Source organism: Dactylosporangium sp. NPDC000521, assembly GCF_042898305.1.
In the GTDB taxonomy this organism is placed as follows: domain Bacteria; phylum Actinomycetota; class Actinomycetes; order Mycobacteriales; family Micromonosporaceae; genus Dactylosporangium.
The window spans coordinates 135,733-153,100 of the sequence record NZ_JBIAYW010000006.1 but is presented as its reverse complement, the minus strand read 5'-3'; the positions used below and the strand labels follow the sequence as shown (position 1 = coordinate 153,100).

The 17,368-nt window shown below is 72.9% G+C and carries 9 protein-coding genes; 3 read left to right on the top strand and 6 right to left on the bottom strand.

Going from position 1 to position 17,368, the window contains the following annotated elements:
* Positions 1-78 precede the first annotated feature (78 nt).
* On the top strand, positions 79-2,424 hold the full coding sequence (locus ACFY3L_RS21250) for a glycoside hydrolase family 2 protein (protein WP_389327342.1): 2,346 nt from the start codon (positions 79-81) through the stop codon (positions 2,422-2,424).
* The gene (locus ACFY3L_RS21245) at positions 2,421-3,416 is read left to right on the top strand and encodes an ROK family protein (RefSeq protein ID WP_389326436.1); all 996 of its coding nucleotides are present in this window, start codon (positions 2,421-2,423) and stop codon (positions 3,414-3,416) included. The genes ACFY3L_RS21250 and ACFY3L_RS21245 overlap by 4 nt, the downstream gene beginning before the upstream one ends.
* Positions 3,417-3,440: 24 nt before the next feature.
* On the opposite strand, the gene ACFY3L_RS21240 is transcribed toward ACFY3L_RS21245, so the two are convergent.
* The 4 genes from ACFY3L_RS21240 to ACFY3L_RS21225 form a co-directional block, all read right to left on the bottom strand.
* Positions 3,441-4,805 (bottom strand): hypothetical protein, encoded by a 1,365-nt coding sequence (locus ACFY3L_RS21240; RefSeq protein ID WP_389326434.1) that lies wholly within the window; start codon positions 4,803-4,805, stop codon positions 3,441-3,443.
* A 23-nt stretch (positions 4,806-4,828) separates the two neighbouring features.
* Positions 4,829-5,944, bottom strand: coding sequence for a cellulose binding domain-containing protein (locus tag ACFY3L_RS21235; protein ID WP_389326431.1), 1,116 nt, complete (start codon positions 5,942-5,944; stop codon positions 4,829-4,831).
* A gap of 83 nt (positions 5,945-6,027) precedes the next feature.
* Positions 6,028-7,614: a ThuA domain-containing protein gene (locus ACFY3L_RS21230; protein ID WP_389326428.1), complete on the bottom strand. Its 1,587-nt coding sequence runs from the start codon at positions 7,612-7,614 to the stop codon at positions 6,028-6,030.
* Entirely contained in the window at positions 7,611-10,862 is a 3,252-nt protein-coding gene (locus tag ACFY3L_RS21225) for a carbohydrate-binding protein (protein WP_389326425.1), read from the bottom strand. The genes ACFY3L_RS21230 and ACFY3L_RS21225 overlap by 4 nt, the downstream gene beginning before the upstream one ends.
* Positions 10,863-11,187: 325 nt before the next feature.
* Between ACFY3L_RS21225 and ACFY3L_RS21220 the strand changes: the two genes are divergently transcribed.
* On the top strand, positions 11,188-13,470 hold the full coding sequence (locus tag ACFY3L_RS21220; RefSeq protein WP_389326422.1) for a glycosyl hydrolase family 18 protein: 2,283 nt from the start codon (positions 11,188-11,190) through the stop codon (positions 13,468-13,470).
* A 1,411-nt stretch (positions 13,471-14,881) separates the two neighbouring features.
* Here ACFY3L_RS21220 and ACFY3L_RS21215 read toward each other — a convergent pair.
* Together ACFY3L_RS21215 and ACFY3L_RS21210 are read right to left on the bottom strand one after the other, a co-directional pair.
* On the bottom strand, positions 14,882-16,240 hold the full coding sequence (locus ACFY3L_RS21215; protein ID WP_389326420.1) for a TrpB-like pyridoxal phosphate-dependent enzyme: 1,359 nt from the start codon (positions 16,238-16,240) through the stop codon (positions 14,882-14,884).
* Between the two features lie 75 nt (positions 16,241-16,315).
* Complete coding sequence (locus tag ACFY3L_RS21210) at positions 16,316-17,224, bottom strand: hypothetical protein (protein WP_389326417.1); 909 nt, start codon at positions 17,222-17,224, stop codon at positions 16,316-16,318.
* Positions 17,225-17,368: the final 144 nt, after the last annotated feature.

Genomic DNA, 17,368 nt, shown 5'->3' with positions numbered 1-17,368 from the left:
CCCTCGTTGACAGTTCGTGGCGGCCGCCGTTACCGTCAATCTCCACTTACTCGGTTCACCAACGCTACGGGGTTGAGCATGTACCGCGCGCTGCACGACAACTGGACGCTGTCCGGGCCCGACCATGCCGGCGTCCCCGCCACCGTGCCCGGCTGCGTGCACACCGACCTGCTGCGGGCCGGGCTGATCGACGACCCGTACCTCGACGACAACGAGAACAGGCTCGGCTGGATCGGCCGGACGGACTGGACCTACACCACCACCTTCCGGTGGGCGCCGGACGGCCACGACCGCGTCGACCTGGTCTTCGACGGCCTCGACACGGTCGCCGAGGTCGAGCTCAACGGCACCGTCCTCGGCCGGACCGCCAACATGCACCGCCGCTACCGGTTCGACGCCACGGCGCTGCTGCACGAGGGCGACAACGTCCTGCGGGTCGCGTTCACCGCCCCGTACGCGTACGCCGAGGCGGAGGAGGCGCGGCTCGGCGCCCGCCCCGGGCCGTACGACGAGCCGTACCAGTTCATCCGCAAGATGGCCTGCAACTTCGGCTGGGACTGGGGGCCGACCCTCGTCACGTCCGGCATCTGGCGGCCCGCCGGCCTGCACTCGTGGTCCGGCGCGCGGCTCGCCGCCGTCCGCCCCCAGGTCCGCGCCGACGGCGTCGACGTCACGGTCGAGATCGAACGCGCCTCGTCGACGGAGGCCGTCGCCGTCACCGCGACCATCGGCGGCACCGGCGTCGAGACCAAGGTCGCCGCGGGCGCGACCACGGCCACCCTGTCGCTCGACGTCGCCGACGCGAGGCTGTGGTGGCCGCTCGGCTACGGCGAGCAGCATCGCTCCGAGCTGACCGTCACCGCCGCCGACGACACGTGGTCCCGGATGGTCGGGCTGCGCACCGTGACCATCGACCCGGACGCCTTCCGGATCGTCGTCAACGGCACCCCGGTCTTCGTCCGCGGGTTCAACTGGATCCCCGACGACTGCTTCCCCGCCGATGACGCCGCGACGCTCGAAACGAGGTTCGGCCAGGCCGTCGGGGCGGGCGCCAACCTGCTGCGCGTGTGGGGCGGCGGGGTCTACGAGTCCGACGCCTTCTACGACCTCGCCGACCGGCTCGGCCTGCTCGTCTGGCAGGACTTCCCGTTCGCGTGCGCCGCCTACCCCGACGACCTCGCCGCCGAGGTGGAGGCCGAGGCCCGCGACAACGTCGAGCGCCTCATGCCGCACCCGAGCCTCGTGCTGTGGTGCGGCAACAACGAGAACATCGAGGGCTATCAGCACTGGGACTGGCAGTCCTCGCTGGGCGACCTGACCTGGGGCGCCGCGCTCTACCATTCGGTGCTGCCGGGCGTCGTCGCCGCGCTGGACCCCGGCCGCCCGTACTGGCCGGGCAGCCCCTACTCCGGCGCGCCCGACCGGGACGTGAAGGACCCGAGCACCGGCACCGTGCACATCTGGACCGTCTGGGGCAGCGACGACTACACGCGGTATGCGGACTACACCCCACGGTTCGTGGCGGAGTTCGGTTTTCAGGGGCCGCCGGTGTACGCGACGCTGCGGGCGGCCGTCTCGGACGACCCACTCACACCGGATTCGCCAGGGGTGCTCCACCACCAGAAGGCCGTGGGCGGCAACGAGAAGCTGCTGCGGGGCCTGGGCGCGCACCTGCCCGCGCCGTCGACCTTCGACGACTGGCACTACCTGACGCAGCTCAACCAGGCCCGCGCCGTGTCGTTCGGGGTCCAACGGTTCCGCTCGCTCATGCCGTACTGCATGGGCACGGTCATCTGGCAGCTCAACGACTGCTGGCCGGTCACCTCCTGGTCCGCCGTCGACGGCTCCGGCAGGCGCAAGCCGCTCTGGTACGAGCTGCGCCGCGTCTACGCCCCGCGCCTGCTCACGTTCCAGGACGCCGCGCTGACGCTCGTCAACGACGACGCGTCACCCTGGACGGGCACGCTGGAACTGTCCCGGCGCTCGGTGACCGGCGCCGTGCTCGCCGCGTCGTCCGTGCCGGTGACGGTGCCGCCGCGTTCGGTGCTCGCGGTGCCGCTGCCGCCGGCGCTGTCCGCGGCGGGTGACCCGCGGCGGGAGCTGATCGTGGCCACCGCGGGGCCGGTCCGGGCGATCCGGTTCTTCGAGGAGGACCCCGCGGTGGACTATCCGGTCGCCGCCTACCAGGGTGCCGTGACCGCGGTGCCGGGCGGGTACGAGGTGACGGTGACCGCCACCACGGTCCTGCGGGAGCTGGCGCTGTTCCCCGACCGGCTCGACCCCGCCGCGGAGGTCGACGACATGCTCGTCACGCTGCTGCCGGGGGAGTCCGCGACCTTCACCGTCACCACCGCCGCGTCGTTGCGCGCGGCCGACCTGCTCAGCCACCCGGTGCTGCGCTGCGTCAACGAGGCCCGGCCATGACCGCCGTGCTCGCCGTCGACGTCGGCGGCACGAAGTTCGCGGCGGCCCTGGTGTCCTCGGACGGTGCCATCCGCGACCGTCTCGAGATGCCCCTCGCGGGCCGGGACCCGACCGGGGTGCTGCGCCAGCTGGTCACCACCCTGGCGGGCGGCGGCGGGGTGGCCGCGGTGGGCGTCGGCACGGCCGGCCCGCTGGACCGGGGGCTCGGCACGGTCAGCCCCGTGAACATCCCCGCCTGGCGCGACTTCCCGCTCACCGCCACCCTGTCCTCCTGGGTTCCCGGCGTGCCGGTGACGATGGCCGGCGACGCCCAGTGCGTCGCCCTCGGCGAGTGGTGGCGGGCCCCGGCCGGCGGCTCCCTGCAGGGCTCTCTGCTGGGCATCGTGGTCTCCACCGGCATCGGCGGCGGCCTCGTCATCGACGGCCGCCCCTGGCTCGGCACGACCGGCAACGCCGGCCACATCGGCCACATCACCGTCGACCCATCCGGCGCCCCCTGCCCCTGCGGCGCCACCGGCTGCGTCGAGACGATCGCCAGCGGCCCGGCGATGACCCGCTGGGCCCTCGCCCACGGCTGGCGTCCCGACCTCCCGCCCGTCCCGGCCACCCGCGCGCCGGACGCCGGTGGTCTGGACGACGGTGCCGCCGGCCCGCGCGGTGCTGATGCTCCCATTCCCGACGCGCGGGCGCTCGCCGAGGACGCGCGGCGGGGCGTGCCGGTGGCGGTGGCCGCGTTCGACCGGGCGGCCGGCGCCCTGGCGACGGCCCTGCTGACCACCGCCGCCCTGTGTGACATCGACCGGGTCGTGATCGGCGGCGGCGTGGCCGCGGCGGGCGACGTCCTGCTCACCCCCATCCGCCGCGCCCTCGCCGGCCGGGACGGGATGGCGTTCCTGCGCCGCCTCCGCGTCGAGGCGAGCACCCTCGGCCGCGACGGCGGCCTCTACGGCGCCGCCGCCCTCGCCCTCGGCACCCTCACCGTCCCCGCCTGACGGGTCCGGACGACCGGCCGCGCGTCAGGTGGGGCCGGCGGCGAGGAGATCCCGGGCGGTGGCGGGCGGCAGGCGCGGGTTGCGGGCGGCGGCCTCGGCGACGCGGGGGTCCGGGTCGTCGAGGAGGGCGAGCACCGCGGGGAGCGGCAGGGCGGGGTTGGCCGCCACGTACGCCCGGGCGGTGTCGTCGGCGTGGCCGGCGAGGGCCTCGGCGACGGCCGGTGGCAGGTTCGGGGCGGTCGCGGCGACGCGGCGAAGGTCGGTGTCGTCGCCCAGGGCCATGGCCGCCAGGGCGCCGGCGGGCATGGCGGGGTGCCGAGCGAGCTCCCAGCGGGCGTGGCCGGAATTGCGGACGAGGTCGGGCAGGACATGGCCAGGGACGTCCGGGTGGTGCTCGGCGAGCAGCAGCCGGACGCTGTGGTCCTCGTCGGCGGCCAGCGCCGCGACGGCCTCGGCAGGCAGGTCGGACGAGAACGCCACGGCCCGGCGGCACCACACGAACGGCGACCGGGCGTGCGCCGCGCGGACCGCCGGCGACGCGTGCCCGGGCCGCAGCCAGTCGGCGACGTGGTGATCCTGCGGCTCGACCCCGGAGGCGATGCGCGACCGGTCGGCATCGGGCAGGTCGGGGCGCAGCATGACCGCCACGCGGACGTCCTCGACCGGGTCGTCGCCGAGCGGCAGCACCGCGGCGAGCGGCGCGCCCGGGTTGCCGGCCACCCCCTCGCGAACCCACGGGTCCGGGTCGCTCACCAGCCCGGCGAGGTCGGCGAGGACCGCCCGATGCGCGGCGGCCGCGCGGGTGGCGGGGTCGGCGAGCAGGCCGGGCAGCAGGTCCGCCGGCACCGCCGACGAGACGGCGGCGCTGCGCACCGCCGCGTCCGGGTCGGTGAGCAGCCGCCGCAGGACCGGCTCCGGCGGCGACGGCCAGGACCGGGCCAGGGCCTCCCGCACCTCGGCGGACGGGTCGGTGGCGAGCCACAGCCTGGCCGGTTCGGCCAGGTCCCGCCGCCGCGCGAGCGCCAGCCGGACCGGGACGGCGGCGTCGGCGGCGAGCGCGAGCTGCGCGTCCCCCGGCAGCGGCAGGTCGGCCGCGGGGCGGTGGTCGGCGCTGTGCCCGCGGGCGAGCGCGACCCGCACCGCCTCGTTCCCGTCAGGCACCAGCGCCCGCCACGCGTGCGGTGCGGCGGCCGGGTTGCCGGCGAGTGCCCGGCGCACCTGCGGGTCCGCGTGCCGGGCGAGCCCGAGCGCCATCGAAGCCGGCAGGTCCGTCCGGCGGGCGAGCGCGTCCGGTGCAGCGGCGTCGGCGGCGGTGAGCAGGGGTGCCAGCAGCAGAGGATCCAGGCCAGGGTTGGCGGCCAGCCCTCGCAGGATCGCCGGTCGTGTCACCGGCACACCCTGTCACACGACGGTCAGCGGAAGACGCACGTGATCGGGGGGCTGCCCGGCGTACCGCTGCCGATGAAGCCGAACGTGGCGCTGGCGCCCGGTGCGAGCGCGCCGTTCCAGGCGACGTTGTCCGCGGTCACGGCGCTGCCGGTCTGGGTGACGGTGGCGCCCCAGGCCTGCGTGACGCGTTCGCCGCTACTGTACGTGTAGCGCGCCGTCCACCCCGCGACCCCCGACGTGCCGCCGTTGCGGACGGTGACCTCACCCTGGAAGCCGCCGGGCCACTGCCCGACGATTGTGTACGCGGCCGAACAACCCGGGACCGGCGGGACGCTGTCCGACGGCAGCACCGACCGCGACGGCGACGGCGACACCGACCTGGACGGCGATGGCGAGACCGACCGCGACGGCGACACGGAGGCGGAGGCGGACGGCTGGGTGCCGTTCAGGGCCCGCACGACGGCCGGCAGCCACCGGTCGGCGATCTTGCGGTCCCCGGACGCGTTGGGGTGCACGCCGTCGCCGGTGTCGGTGGCGGTGCTGAAGCCGGTCCACTGGTCCACCACGGTCACCGGCGAGGCGGCCGTGGTCTTGCCCGCGGCCCAGCCGGGGATCGCCGCGTTCAGGGCCACCACCCGCTGCGCGCACTCGGCGCAGGTGGACGGGTTCATCGGGATGATCTGGGCGACGAGGATCCGCATCGCCGGGTTGCTGGCCCGCATCTGGTCGACGAGCTTGCCGTACGCGGCGAGGATCGTGTCGGTGGGTCGGTTGCTCCACACGTCGTTGGTGCCGAAGTGCATGAGCACCACGTCGGGCCGGCTCGCCGCGAGCCACGCGGGCAGCTGGTTCTGGTCGGCGACCGCCGTGACGAGCGCCCCGCCGTGCCCTTCGCCGTCCCCGTCGTACGGAACCGAACAGCCCTGCGGCGGCTGCGTCCCCACGAAGTCGATGTTCGTGTTCCCGCCGCTCTGGAGGTCGTTCCACAGCAACGCCCGCCAGCACCCGGGATTCCCGGTGATCGAGTCGCCGAGCGGCATGATCCGCACCGCCGCGGCGCTCGCCGGCCCGGCCGGCAACGTCAGAAACAGCACCGCACCGACGACGGCCGCGGTGAGAAGCGCGAGAAGGGTCCGCATCCGCGCAGTAGAACAGGGTCTTTCGACGCCGCTCAATGCCCGGGACCGCTCGCGCAGGTCCCGGGCACCGGCGGGCGTGAAACCTACACGGCGTACGCCTCGACCTCGTAGAGGCGGGCGGCGGTGTCGGTGTTGTTCGTCGGGGTGATGACGTTGACGCGGAGGTAGCGGGTGCCGGTGGCGGCGAACGCGGTGGTGGTGACGTTCGCCGTGTTGCCGCGGACCTGGGCGGCGGTGGCCCAGCCGACCCCGTCGGTGCTGGTCTGCAGGTCGAAGTCGCGGGTGTTGAAGGCGGTGTTCTCCCCGCCCGCGCCGGCGTGGCGGATGACGACCCGGCTCACGGTCGTGACCGCGCCGAGGTCGACCCGCCACCACTTGGAGGTGCCGAGGGAGCACCACTTGTCGGCGTTGCCGCCGTTGACGGTGCCGTTGACGGCCTTCGCCGGGCCTTCGGTGGCGGCGCACTGGCTGTCGGCGGTGGCGGTCTTGTTCAGCGCGAGGTTCGTCGCCGGTGGCGTGGACCCGCCGGTGAGGGCGAAGTCGTCGACGTCGAAGAGGCCGCCAGTGCCGGTGCCGGCGAACACCAGGAACAACGGGCCGGAACCGGCCGACAGGGTGGTGGTGACGTCGGCGAACGTGCCGTAGCCGCCGGTGTTCGGCACCGCCACCGTGCCCAGCAGCGGGCCGGTCTGCGAGCCGGAGCGGATCTGGATGGTGCCGCCGGTGCCGCCGGACGCGACCCGGGCGGTGAAGCCGGTCTTGCCGGACACGTTGACGCCGGCGTAGCCGACCCAGTCGCCGCCGTCGATGTAGCCGACGCGGTTGCCGCCGTGCGCGTTGCCGTCGGCGACGACCTGGACGCCGTTCTGGGAGGTGTACGACTCCGCCTCGATCCGGCCGGTCGGCGGCTGGGAACCGCCGGGAGTGCAGTCGGCGGCGACCTTGCCACCCGCGTAACGGATGCCGCCGAGGAGGTGGGCGCGGAACGCACCGTCCGAATAGGACTCCTGGGTGTGGCCGGCACCGGTGTAGAAGGACCGTCCACTCTGGATCGTCTTGCACCAGGCGAACGGGTGGTCGGCGCCCATCGTGCCGCCGGAGTACGTGGTCTCGTCGAGGGTGGCGAGGACGTGGGCGGTCGCGCGGGGGTTGGTGCGGTAGTTGTACAGCTCGTCGGTGCGGACCCAGGTGGCGCCGAGGTGGGCGGTCGCCGGGTGGGTGCGGTCCTCGACCTTCATCGTGGCCTGCTGGATCGCCGGGTGGGAGGCGAACCAGGCGCCGACGAGGTCGCCGTAGAACGGCCAGTCGTACTCGGTGTCGGCGGCGGCGTGGACCCCGACGTACCCGCCACCACCGCGGATGTAGGACTCGAACGCGGTCTGCTGCGCGGCGTTGAGGACGTCGCCGGTGGTGCTGAGGAAGACGACGGCCTCGTACTGGGCGAGGTTCGCCGTGGTGAACGCGGCCGCGTCCTCGGTGGCGGTGACGGTGAAGCCGTTCGCCGCGCCGAGCTGCTGGATGGCGGTGATGCCGGCCGGGATGGCGTCGTGCCGGAACCCGGCCGTCTTGGAGAACACCAGGACGTCGAACGCCGTGTCAGCGAAGGCGGGCGCCGGCGCGGCGGCCAGGAGTGTCGCGGTGACCGCGGCAAGCGCGAGGAGCTTTCTCATGACGCGTAGACCTCGACTTCGTAGAGGCGGGCGGCGGTGTCGGTGTTGTTCGTCGGGGTGATGACGTTGACCCGCACGTGCCGCACGCCGGTGGCGGCGAACGTGGAGGTGGTGACGTTGCCGGTGTTGCCGCGCACCTGCGACACGGTCGTCCAGGTGGTGCCGTCGACGCTGGTCTGCAGGTCGAAGTCGCGGGTGTTGAAGGCGGTGTTCTCCCCGCCCGCGCCGGCGTGGCGGATGACGACCCGGCTCACGGTCGTGACCGCGCCGAGGTCGACCCGCCACCACTTGGAGGTGCCGAGGGAGCACCACTTGTCGGCGTTGCCGCCGTTGACGGTGCCGTTGACGGCCTTCGCCGGGCCTTCGGTGGCGGCGCACTGGCTGTCGGCGGTGGCGGTCTTGTTCAGCGCGAGGTTCGTCGCCGGTGGCGTGGACCCGCCGGTGAGGGCGAAGTCGTCGACGTCGAAGAGGCCGCCGGTGCCCGTACCGATGAAGACCAGGAACAACGCGCCACTCCCTGCGGTCAGGGTGGTGGTGACGTCGGCGAACGTGCCGTAGCCGCCGGTGTTGCCGACGTTGACGGAGCCCAGCAGCGGGCCGGTCGGCGAGCCGGAGCGGATCTGGATGGTGCCGCCGGTGCCGCCGGACGCGACCCGGGCGGTGAAGCCGGTCTTGCCGGACACGTTGACGCCGGCGTAGCCGACCCAGTCGCCGCCGTCGATGTAGCCGACGCGGTTGCCGCCGTGCGCGTTGCCGTCGGCGACGACCTGCACGCCGTTCTGGGAGGTGTACGACTCCGCCTCGATCCGGCCGGTCGGCGGCTGCGTGCCACCGATGTTGAGCGTGAACGCGTCCAGGTCGAAGAGCGCGCCGGCGCCGCCGGTGAACACCAGGTAGAGCTGGCCCGCGGTGGCGGGCGCGCCGGAGACGGTGCCGGTGACGTCGACGAACGTGTCCCAGCTGCCGGTCACCGGGACGGTGGTCGAGCCGAGCAGCGCGCCGGTCGGTGACCCGGCGCGCAGCGACAGGGTGCCGCCGGCGCCGCCGGAGGAGACGCGCGCGGTGAACGAGGTGGCGTTGTTCAGCAGGTACGGGCTGAACGCGATCCAGTCGCCGTTCTCGATCTGCCCGACGGTCTTGCCGCCCTCGGCGCCGGCCTTGTCGAACGTCTGCACGCCCTGCTGGGTGGCGAAGTGCTCGGCCTGCCGGTGCCGCGGCTGCAGCGTGTGCTGCGTGTGCGTGGTGATCCCGCCGTTGTCGGTGTACTCCGCGTCGAAGACGGCGAAGATGTTCGCGGCCGCGTCGTGCTCGCCGTCGAGCGGGATGGTGATCGAGCCGGTGCAGCCGGTCTGCGACGTGATCTGGTGGCCGTGCGTGTCGTGGCCGAGGATGTACGTCATCCGCACCCGTCCACAGTCGACGGTGCCGTCCTCGGGGTCGGTTACGGTGATCTGGTACGGCACGGTGTCGCCGAACGAGACGAGCGAACCGTTGGCGGGCGCCACGATCCGCACGACGGGCGCGGTGTTGCCGGCGGAGACGCGGACGCTGGCGCTGCCGGTGGCGCCCTGCGGGTCCCGGACGGTCAGCGTGGCGGTGTAGGTGCCCGCCGTCGCGTAGGTCTTGGTCGGGTTGGCGGCGGTCGACGTGGTGCCGTCGCCGAACGCCCAGCTGTAGGTCAGCGCCTGGCCCTCGGGGTCGTTGCTGCCGGCCGAGCTGAAGTTCACGGTCAGTGGCGCCGGGCCAGAGGTCGGGTTCGCGGCGGCGACCGCGACGGGCGCCCGGTTGCCGCCGCCGGTGTACTCGATGCGGTACAGGGCCGAGTTGGCGTCGCCGTTGCCGAAGCCGGCGCCGTAGTCCAGGACGTACAGGGCGCCGTCGGGGCCGAACGCCTGGTCCATGATCTGCATGCCCGACCACGGGAAGTTCGCGATGGCGCCGGGGGAGCCGTCGCCGTTGACGTCGATCGCCTTGATCCAGCGGCGGCCGAACTCGCCGGCGAAGAAATGCCCGTCGAGGTCGGCGGGGAACTTGACCGCCGACGGGTTCGCCGGGTCGTAGCGGTACACGGGACCGGCCATCGGCGACTCGGAGCCGCTGCCGAACTCGGGCGGGCTGCCGGCGTCACCGGCGTAGCGGATCCAGGCGGGCTTCGCGGCGGGCAGCGTGCCCTGGCCCGTGTTGCGGAACGAGTTGTTCACCGGCCCGCCGGCGCAGTTGTACTTGGGACCGGTGCTGTTGGTGGCGAAGTTCCACTCGTTGTAGGTCTCGGCGCTGGTGTTGGTGCCGGTGCAGTACGGCCAGCCGAAGTTGCCGGGCGCGGTGATCCGGTCGAACTCGACCTGCCCCGACGGGCCACGGTTGGGGTCGGTGGTGCCGGCGTCCGGGCCGTAGTCGCCGACGTAGACGGCGCCGGTGGCCTTGTCGACGCTCATCCGGAACGGGTTGCGCAGCCCCATCGCGTAGATCTCGGGCCGGGTGTTCGCCGTCCCCGGCGCGAACAGGTTGCCGCTCGGGATGGTGTACGAGCCGTCGGCGCCGACCTTGATCCGCAGGATCTTGCCCCGCAGGTCGTTGGTGTTCGCCGCCGACCGCTGCGCGTCGTAGGCCGGGTTGCGGTCGGTGCGCTCGTCGATGGGTGCGTAGCCGGCGGAGTCGAACGGGTTGGAGTCGTCGCCGGTCGACAGGTACAGGTTGCCGGCCGCGTCGAAGTCGATGTCGCCGCCGACGTGGCAGCACATGCCGCGGTCGGTGCCGACCTCGAGGACCGTGCGCTCGCTCGCGGTGTTGAGCGTGTTGTCGGTGTTGAGCGTGAAGCGCGACAGCCGGTTGACGCCCTTCCACGGCGTCCAGTCCGCACCGGCGGCCGGCGCGTCACCGCCCGGGGTGTTCAGCGGCGGCGCGTAGTACAGGTAGATGTAGCGGTTGGTGGCGAAGCCGGGGTCGGCGGCCACGCCCTGCAGGCCTTCCTCGTCATGGGTGTAGACGGGCAGCGTCCCGATCACCGAGGTGTTGCCGGCGGCGTCGGTGCGGCGCAGCGTCCCGTTGCGCGCCGTGTGCAGCACCGACCGGTCGGGCAGCACGGCGATCGACATCGGTTCGCCGAGCTCGTTGATCCCCTTGGCGAGCTCGACCTGCTGGAACAGGGCAGGGTTGATGGTGGTGTGGGCGTGCGCGGGGGTGGGCAGGGCCACCGCGGCGCTGCTGATCAGCAACGCCGCCGCGGCTCTTCTGAACGCGGGGTGCATCGGCGGGTGTCCTTCCCGAAGGGTCGGGGGCACGCGATGCCGGCGCAGCTTGGCGGGCGCGCCGGCGGCAGGTGCGCGGGCCGCCGAAGCCCCACACATCCACACGTCGCGATGGTTGGTGAGCCGACGTTACTAACTCGGGCCGATTGATGCAAGAAATCGACGTATGTGCTTGCAGAACTTTCCTTCGCGCCGTCGGAATGTCGTCCTGCCGCGCCGGCGCCGGTCGCCCCGGCGACCTTAAATGCTTTAAGCATATAGATATTCTTGACTTTCCGCAGGTTTCGCGAGGACTATTAGGAAACTTTCCTAATAGGAGGCACGAGTGCACCCCACCAGGCTCTTCGCAGCCATCCTGCTCACCGTCTCCGCCGCGGTAGCGATACCCGGCACCGCGCACGCCGCTCCCGCGGGGCTCACCGCCGCGTACTCCGCCGCGGACTACGGCACCTACTGGGTCGACAAGTACGTCGTCAGCAACCCGACCAGCGCCTCGATCACCGGCTGGACCCTCGAGTTCGACGTGCCGGCCGGGCTGAACGTCGGCACCGGGTACAACGGCACCGTCACGCGGACCGGCAACCACGTCACGGTCGTGAACGCGCACTACAACGGGACCGTGGCGGCCGGACGCAACACCGAGCCCTACAGCTTCTGGTTCATCGCCACCGGTACCAACGCGGAACCGCTGAACTGCCGCATCAACGGCAACAAGTGCGACGGCAGCCCGGACCGCGCCCCGAACGTGCCCGCCGGCCTGTCCGTCACCGGCCGCACGACGAAGACGGTGTCGCTGGCGTGGACCGCTCCGGCGGCGACGGACTTCCCGATCGCGGGCTACGACGTCTACCGCGGCTCCACGGTGGTTGCTTCCTCCACGACCCCCTCGGCCGTGGTGAACGGGCTCACGCCGAACACCGCGTACAGCTTCACGGTGCGGGCGCGGGACACGCGCGGCAACGTGTCCGCCGACAGCGCCGCCGTCTCCGCGACCACGCTCAACCCCGCGGACGACACCACCGCGCCACCGGCCCCCGGCAACCTGCGCAGCACGGCGAAGACCTCGGTCAGCGTCACGCTCGCCTGGAACGCGGTCACCGATCCGAGCGGCATCGCCGGCTACGACGTCTACCGTGGCTCCACGCTGGCGGCGTCCTCCACCGGCACGTCGGTGGTGGTCAGCGGGTTGGCGCCGCTCACCGCGTACAGCTTCACGGTGCGCGCCCGCGACACGTACGACAACACCTCCCCGGCCTCGGCGGCGGTCAGCGTCACGACCGACGACGCCGTCGGCAGCGGCAACTACGCGAAGGTCGGCTACTTCGTGCAGTGGGGCATCTACGGCCGCCAGTACTTCGTGAAGAACCTCGACACGTCCGGCGCCGCGGCCAAGCTGACGCACGTCAACTACGCGTTCGCCAACCTGGACCCGGTGAACCTGACCTGCCTGCAGGGCGTCACCCGCGGCACCACGCAGAACCCGCAGGACCCCGACCAGGGCACGGGCGCCGGTGACGCCGACGCCGACTACGCGCGCCCGTTCAGCGCCGCCCAGTCCGTCGACGGCGTCGCCGACACCGGCTGGGAGACGCTGCGGGGCAACTACAACCAGCTGCGCAAGCTCAAGGCGAAGTACCCGAACCTGAAGGTGCTGATCTCGCTGGGCGGCTGGACCTACTCGAAGTTCTTCTCCGACGCGGCCGCCACGCCCGCCTCCCGCGAGAAGCTCGTCCGCTCCTGCATCGACGTCTACATCAAGGGCAACCTGCCGCTGTACAACAACGCGGGCGGCGCCGGCTCCGCCGCCGGCATCTTCGACGGCATCGACCTGGACTGGGAGTGGCCCGGCGCCGAAGGCCACGCCGGCAACCACTGGGGCCCGCAGGACAAGGCCAACAACACGCTCCTGCTGGCCGAGTTCCGCAAGCAGCTCGACGCCCTGAGCGCCACCTCCGGCAAGCGTTACCTGCTGACCGCCTTCACCCCCGCCGACCCGGCGAAGATCGCGGCCGGCTGGGACATCACGCACACCGACGGCACCCCGAGCGTCTTCGACTCCCTGGACTTCGCCAACGTCCAGGGCTACGACTTCCACGGCGCCGGCAGCGACAACTCGTGGGAGCCCAACCGGACGGGCCACCAGGGCAACCTGTACGGCGACGCCCAGGACCCGTACTCCTTCACCTTCAGCGTGCAGAACGCCGTCGCCGCCTACACCTCCGCCGGCGTCAACCCGCGCCAGCTGACGGTCGGGTTCGCCTTCTACGGCCGCGGCTGGCAGGGCGTCGCCGCCGGCTCCTCCAACGGCGAATGGCAGACGGCCACCGGCGCGGCCCCGGGCCAGTTCGCCGAGGAGGCAGGCACCCGCGGCTACGCCAACCTCCTCGCCATGGTCCCCGGCTGCACCGTCTACCACGACGTCCAGTCGATCGCCACGTCCTGCTACACCGGCCCCGGCGGCCAGTGGTGGACCTTCGACGACGCCTGGTCCATCGCCCAGAAGACCGCCTGGCTGAAGCAGCAGAACCTCCTCGGCGGCATGATCTGGGAAATGTCCGGCGACACCACCAACGGCACCCTGATGACCGCCCTCAACACCGGCCTCTGACGCCTCCGCTCCATCCGCTCCACCCGCTGACCCGTGGGCACCCCCGCCCACGGGTCAGCCCCATCCGCACCACCGGGCGCGGGCCATGACGCCCTTGGTCGCCCGCGCCGCTTGTCGTGCCCGGGCCATGACGCCCTTGGTCGCCCGCGCCGCTTGTCGTGCCCGGGCCGCTCGCCGTGGACCGTGCCCGGACAGCACGTCGTGGCCGCGCTCGGTGTGCCTGGGCTGCAGGATGTTCGCGCTTGTCGTGCCCGGGCTGCTCGCCGTGGCCGCAGCCGGCGGCGACGCAACGACGTCACGCGGCCGGACTCCGACGTGACGGAGGAGGCGACGGCACGCGCCTGCGCACCGCGCGGCCGGTCGCGGCTGGGCGAGGCGCCTGAGTCCGCCGCAGCCTGGCCAACGCACACCGAGGCGCACCGAAGCAGGCGCTACGGGCCACGTCGCAGTATCGACGAGCCCTGCGCGGCGACTGCGGGGGACCGATCACTGCGGCGGGCTGTCCTTCGTTCCGCAGCCATGATCGCGTCGTCGGGCTGCTCAACCTGCGCCGGCTCGTGGGGGACCCGCACGCACGGGACCACGGGACGCCCCATGCCGCCGGCCGCCGCGGCGACGTGCCGGCGGTGTCCAGGCCGGCTTCGGTGCGGCCTGCGGTGCGGTCGAAGGCGGAAGGTCTTCGGGGGCAGGTTCGGCCGAGCCGGCCCCTGGCTCACCACCACGCACCGCGGTGACTGCGCCGGAGTCTGGCCCACCGGATTCCAGGGCTGTCAGCCGTGGGCCGGCCGGGTCCGGTGGCTGGAGCGCATCGAGCACCAGCGCGATCGGGAACAACGCGAGCTGGGCGGCCCTCGACGCGGCGGCGGAAGCGGGCCGTCCGCGGCGGTCCGGACCCCGCGGGACCGGGGCGGCCGGTCGGGAGGCGCGACACGGCACAGCCGGTGGTGTGGCGGCGCCGCGGAGTCGTGCCAGCTTCACCGTGTGGCGGGTGAGCAGGCCATGCGCACGAGCCTCAGCGAACTCCGCCCTTGCCCGCCGCCGCTCCTGACGCCGGTGCTCGAGCACGGCCGCAGCCGCCGCGCGGCGAGCACCGGCAGCCCCCGCACGATCAGCACCGGCCGCCGCCGTGCCGCCGACGCCGCTGGCCGCCGTGCCGCCAATGCCGCGGGCAGCCGCCGTGCGGTCAGCGCGAGCAGGTCCCGTGCGGTCGGTGCCGGCGGCCGCCGTGCGGTGAGTGCCGGCATAGAGCGGGCCGGACGGGACGGCAGGATCGGAAAGCGTTGCGAACACAGCGAATCCAGCGACCACGCGCCGCCTCCCCCCGGTAGGCGCTGCCCCACCATTCTCCCGCCCGCGCACCACCCCGTCCAGCGCGATGACGCCGTGCGAGCGCGATGTGCCGGAGTGTGACCTACGGGACCGCCGGCAGGAGGGCGACGGCGGCGGCGACGGCCTCGTCGGACAGTTCCTTGTCGACCATGTCGCCGGCGAGGTAGCGGCCGTAGGCGGGGAGGTCGAGGTGGCCGTGGCCGCACAGGGCGGTCAGGATGACCTTCTCCTCGCCGCTCTCCTTGCAGCGCAACGCCTCCTCGATGCAGGCGGCCAGGGCGTGGGTCGGCTCCGGGGCGGGGATGATGCCCTCGGTGCGGGCGAAGCGCACACCCGCCTCGAAGCACTCGCGCTGCGTCTTGCTGACGGCTTCGATGAGGCCGAGGTCGTAGACGTGCGAGATGAGCGGCGCCATGCCGTGGTACCGCAGGCCACCCGCGTGGATCGGGTCGGGGATGAAGTCGTGGCCGAGGGTGTGCATCTTCATCAGCGGCGTCATGCCCGCGGTGTCACCGAAGTCGTACGCGTAGACACCCTTCGTCAGCGACGGGCACGCGGCGGGTTCGACGGCGCGGATGACGGGGGCCATCCGGCCGGCCAGCTTCTCGCGCAGGAACGGGAAGGCGAGGCCGGCGAAGTTGGAGCCGCCGCCGGTACACCCGACGATGACGTCAGGCGTGGCACCGACCTTCGCCAGTTGGAGCAGCGCCTCCTCACCGATGATCGTCTGGTGCAGGAGCACATGGTTGAGGACGCTGCCGAGGGCGTAGTTGGTGTCGGGGCGGCCCGCGGCGACCTCGACGGCCTCGCTGATCGCGATGCCGAGCGACCCTGGCGAGCCGGGGTCCTCGGCGAGCACGGCCCGCCCCGCCGACGTGCGGTCCGAGGGTGAGGGATGGATCGTGCCGCCGAACGTCTCGATCATCAGCTTGCGGTACGGCTTCTGGTCGTATGACGCCCGCACCTGCCAGATCTCCACGTCGAGGCCGAACTGCGCGCCCGCGAAGGCCAGGGCCGTGCCCCACTGGCCGGCGCCGGTCTCGGTGGTGAGCCGGCGGATGCCTGCGGCCGCGTTGTAGTACGCCTGCGGGACGGCGGTGTTCGGCTTGTGCGAGCCGGCCGGCGACACGCCCTCGTACTTGTAGTAGATCCGGGCCGGCGTGCCGAGGGCCTTCTCCAGGCGGTGCGCGCGGAACAGCGGCGACGGGCGCCAGAGGCGGTACACGTCCAGCACCTCGGGAGGGATGTCGACGTACCGCTCCTGGGTGACCTCCTGCTCGATCAGCGCCATGGGGAACAGCGGCGCCAGGTCCTGCGGGCCGACCGGCTCCAGCGTGCCGGGGTGCAGGACCGGCGGAGGCGGCGCCGGCAGGTCGGCCATGAGGTTGTACCAGCGACGCGGCATCTCGCCCTCGTCCAGCGTGATCTTCGTGGCGGTCATGCCGTCGAAGCTAGCCCGCACCGCCCTCGACCAGGGCGGCTTTCACCCGGCCGTCACCCGGGAGCGGTCCGGGTGTCAGAGGATCGATGTGACGACGTGGGAGCCGTTGGGGATGAACCGGACCGGCATCTGCCGCAGGTCGGGGAGGGCGGCGGCGACGTGCGGGTGGGTCTCGGGCGGGGCGAGGAAGAGGAGGTAGCCGCCGCCGGTGCCGAGGAGCTTGCCGCCGTAGGCGCCCACCTCGAGGGCCCGGTCGTACCAGGCGTCGAGCTGGGCGTCGCGGTCGGACAGGTGCCAGTCGTCGTGGAGGAGGGTGCCGACGCCCTTGATGTCGCCGCCGAGGAGGCGGTCGCGGCCGAGCTCGACGAAGTCCTTGACGGCGTGCAGGTGGTGCGGTGGGTGCGGGTCGCCGGAGCGTGGGGCGCGGCCTGTACCGAAGACCAGCGCGTGGCCGGCGAGCGCCGACAGGCCGGCGTCGGGGACGGGCACCCCCATGATGGAGACCCGGTCGTCGGGGTGGAAGGCGTACTCGTTGCAGCCGCCGACCGCGACGGCGTACTGGTCCTGCTTGCCGGCCTGCTCGCTGCCCACCCGGCAGGCGAGGTCGGCGAGCTGCGCCGGACCGGCGATGCGGCCGGTGGCCGTGTACAGGGCGTGCAGCAGCCCGACGGTGAACGCGCTGGACGTGCCCAGGCCGCTGCCGCCCGCCGGCACGTCGGACATGCTGGCGATGTCGCAGCCGCCGGTGACGCCGGTGGCCTCCAGGGCGGCGCGGACGACCGGGCGGTTGGTCTCGTCGGAGCCGTGAGCGAGGCTGAGGCCGATCGCGTCGTCCCAGCGGGCGCGAACGGTCACGTAGACGAACTTGTCGATGGTGAGGCTGAGCACCTTCCCGCCGTGCGTGCGGTAGTAGTCGGGCAGGTCGGTGCCGCCGCCGAACAGGCTGACGCGCAGCGGCGTACGGGTCAGCGTCAATGTCCGCATGACGAACCTCCGTGCAGAGGACTTACCTTCCATGAGAGGTGACTCGATGTAGCCTGTCAACCGGTACCGCCGGAAACTCTGTGAAGTCTGTGCAGTGTCCTGTCGTGTCGTGGCGGCCCGGATGCTCCGAGGCAGAATCCTGGA

Excerpts from the sequence above, each read along its gene's own strand:
- ACFY3L_RS21250 (WP_389327342.1), top strand. The coding sequence starts at position 79 with ATGTACCGCGCGCTGCACGACAACTGGACGCTGTCCGGGCCCGACCAT.
- ACFY3L_RS21245 (WP_389326436.1), top strand. The coding sequence starts at position 2,421 with ATGACCGCCGTGCTCGCCGTCGACGTCGGCGGCACGAAGTTCGCGGCG.
- ACFY3L_RS21235 (WP_389326431.1), bottom strand. The coding sequence starts at position 5,944 with ATGCGGACCCTTCTCGCGCTTCTCACCGCGGCCGTCGTCGGTGCGGTG.
- ACFY3L_RS21230 (WP_389326428.1), bottom strand. The coding sequence starts at position 7,614 with ATGAGAAAGCTCCTCGCGCTTGCCGCGGTCACCGCGACACTCCTGGCC.
- ACFY3L_RS21225 (WP_389326425.1), bottom strand. The coding sequence starts at position 10,862 with ATGCACCCCGCGTTCAGAAGAGCCGCGGCGGCGTTGCTGATCAGCAGC.
- ACFY3L_RS21215 (WP_389326420.1), bottom strand. The coding sequence starts at position 16,240 with ATGACCGCCACGAAGATCACGCTGGACGAGGGCGAGATGCCGCGTCGC.
- ACFY3L_RS21210 (WP_389326417.1), bottom strand. The coding sequence starts at position 17,224 with ATGCGGACATTGACGCTGACCCGTACGCCGCTGCGCGTCAGCCTGTTC.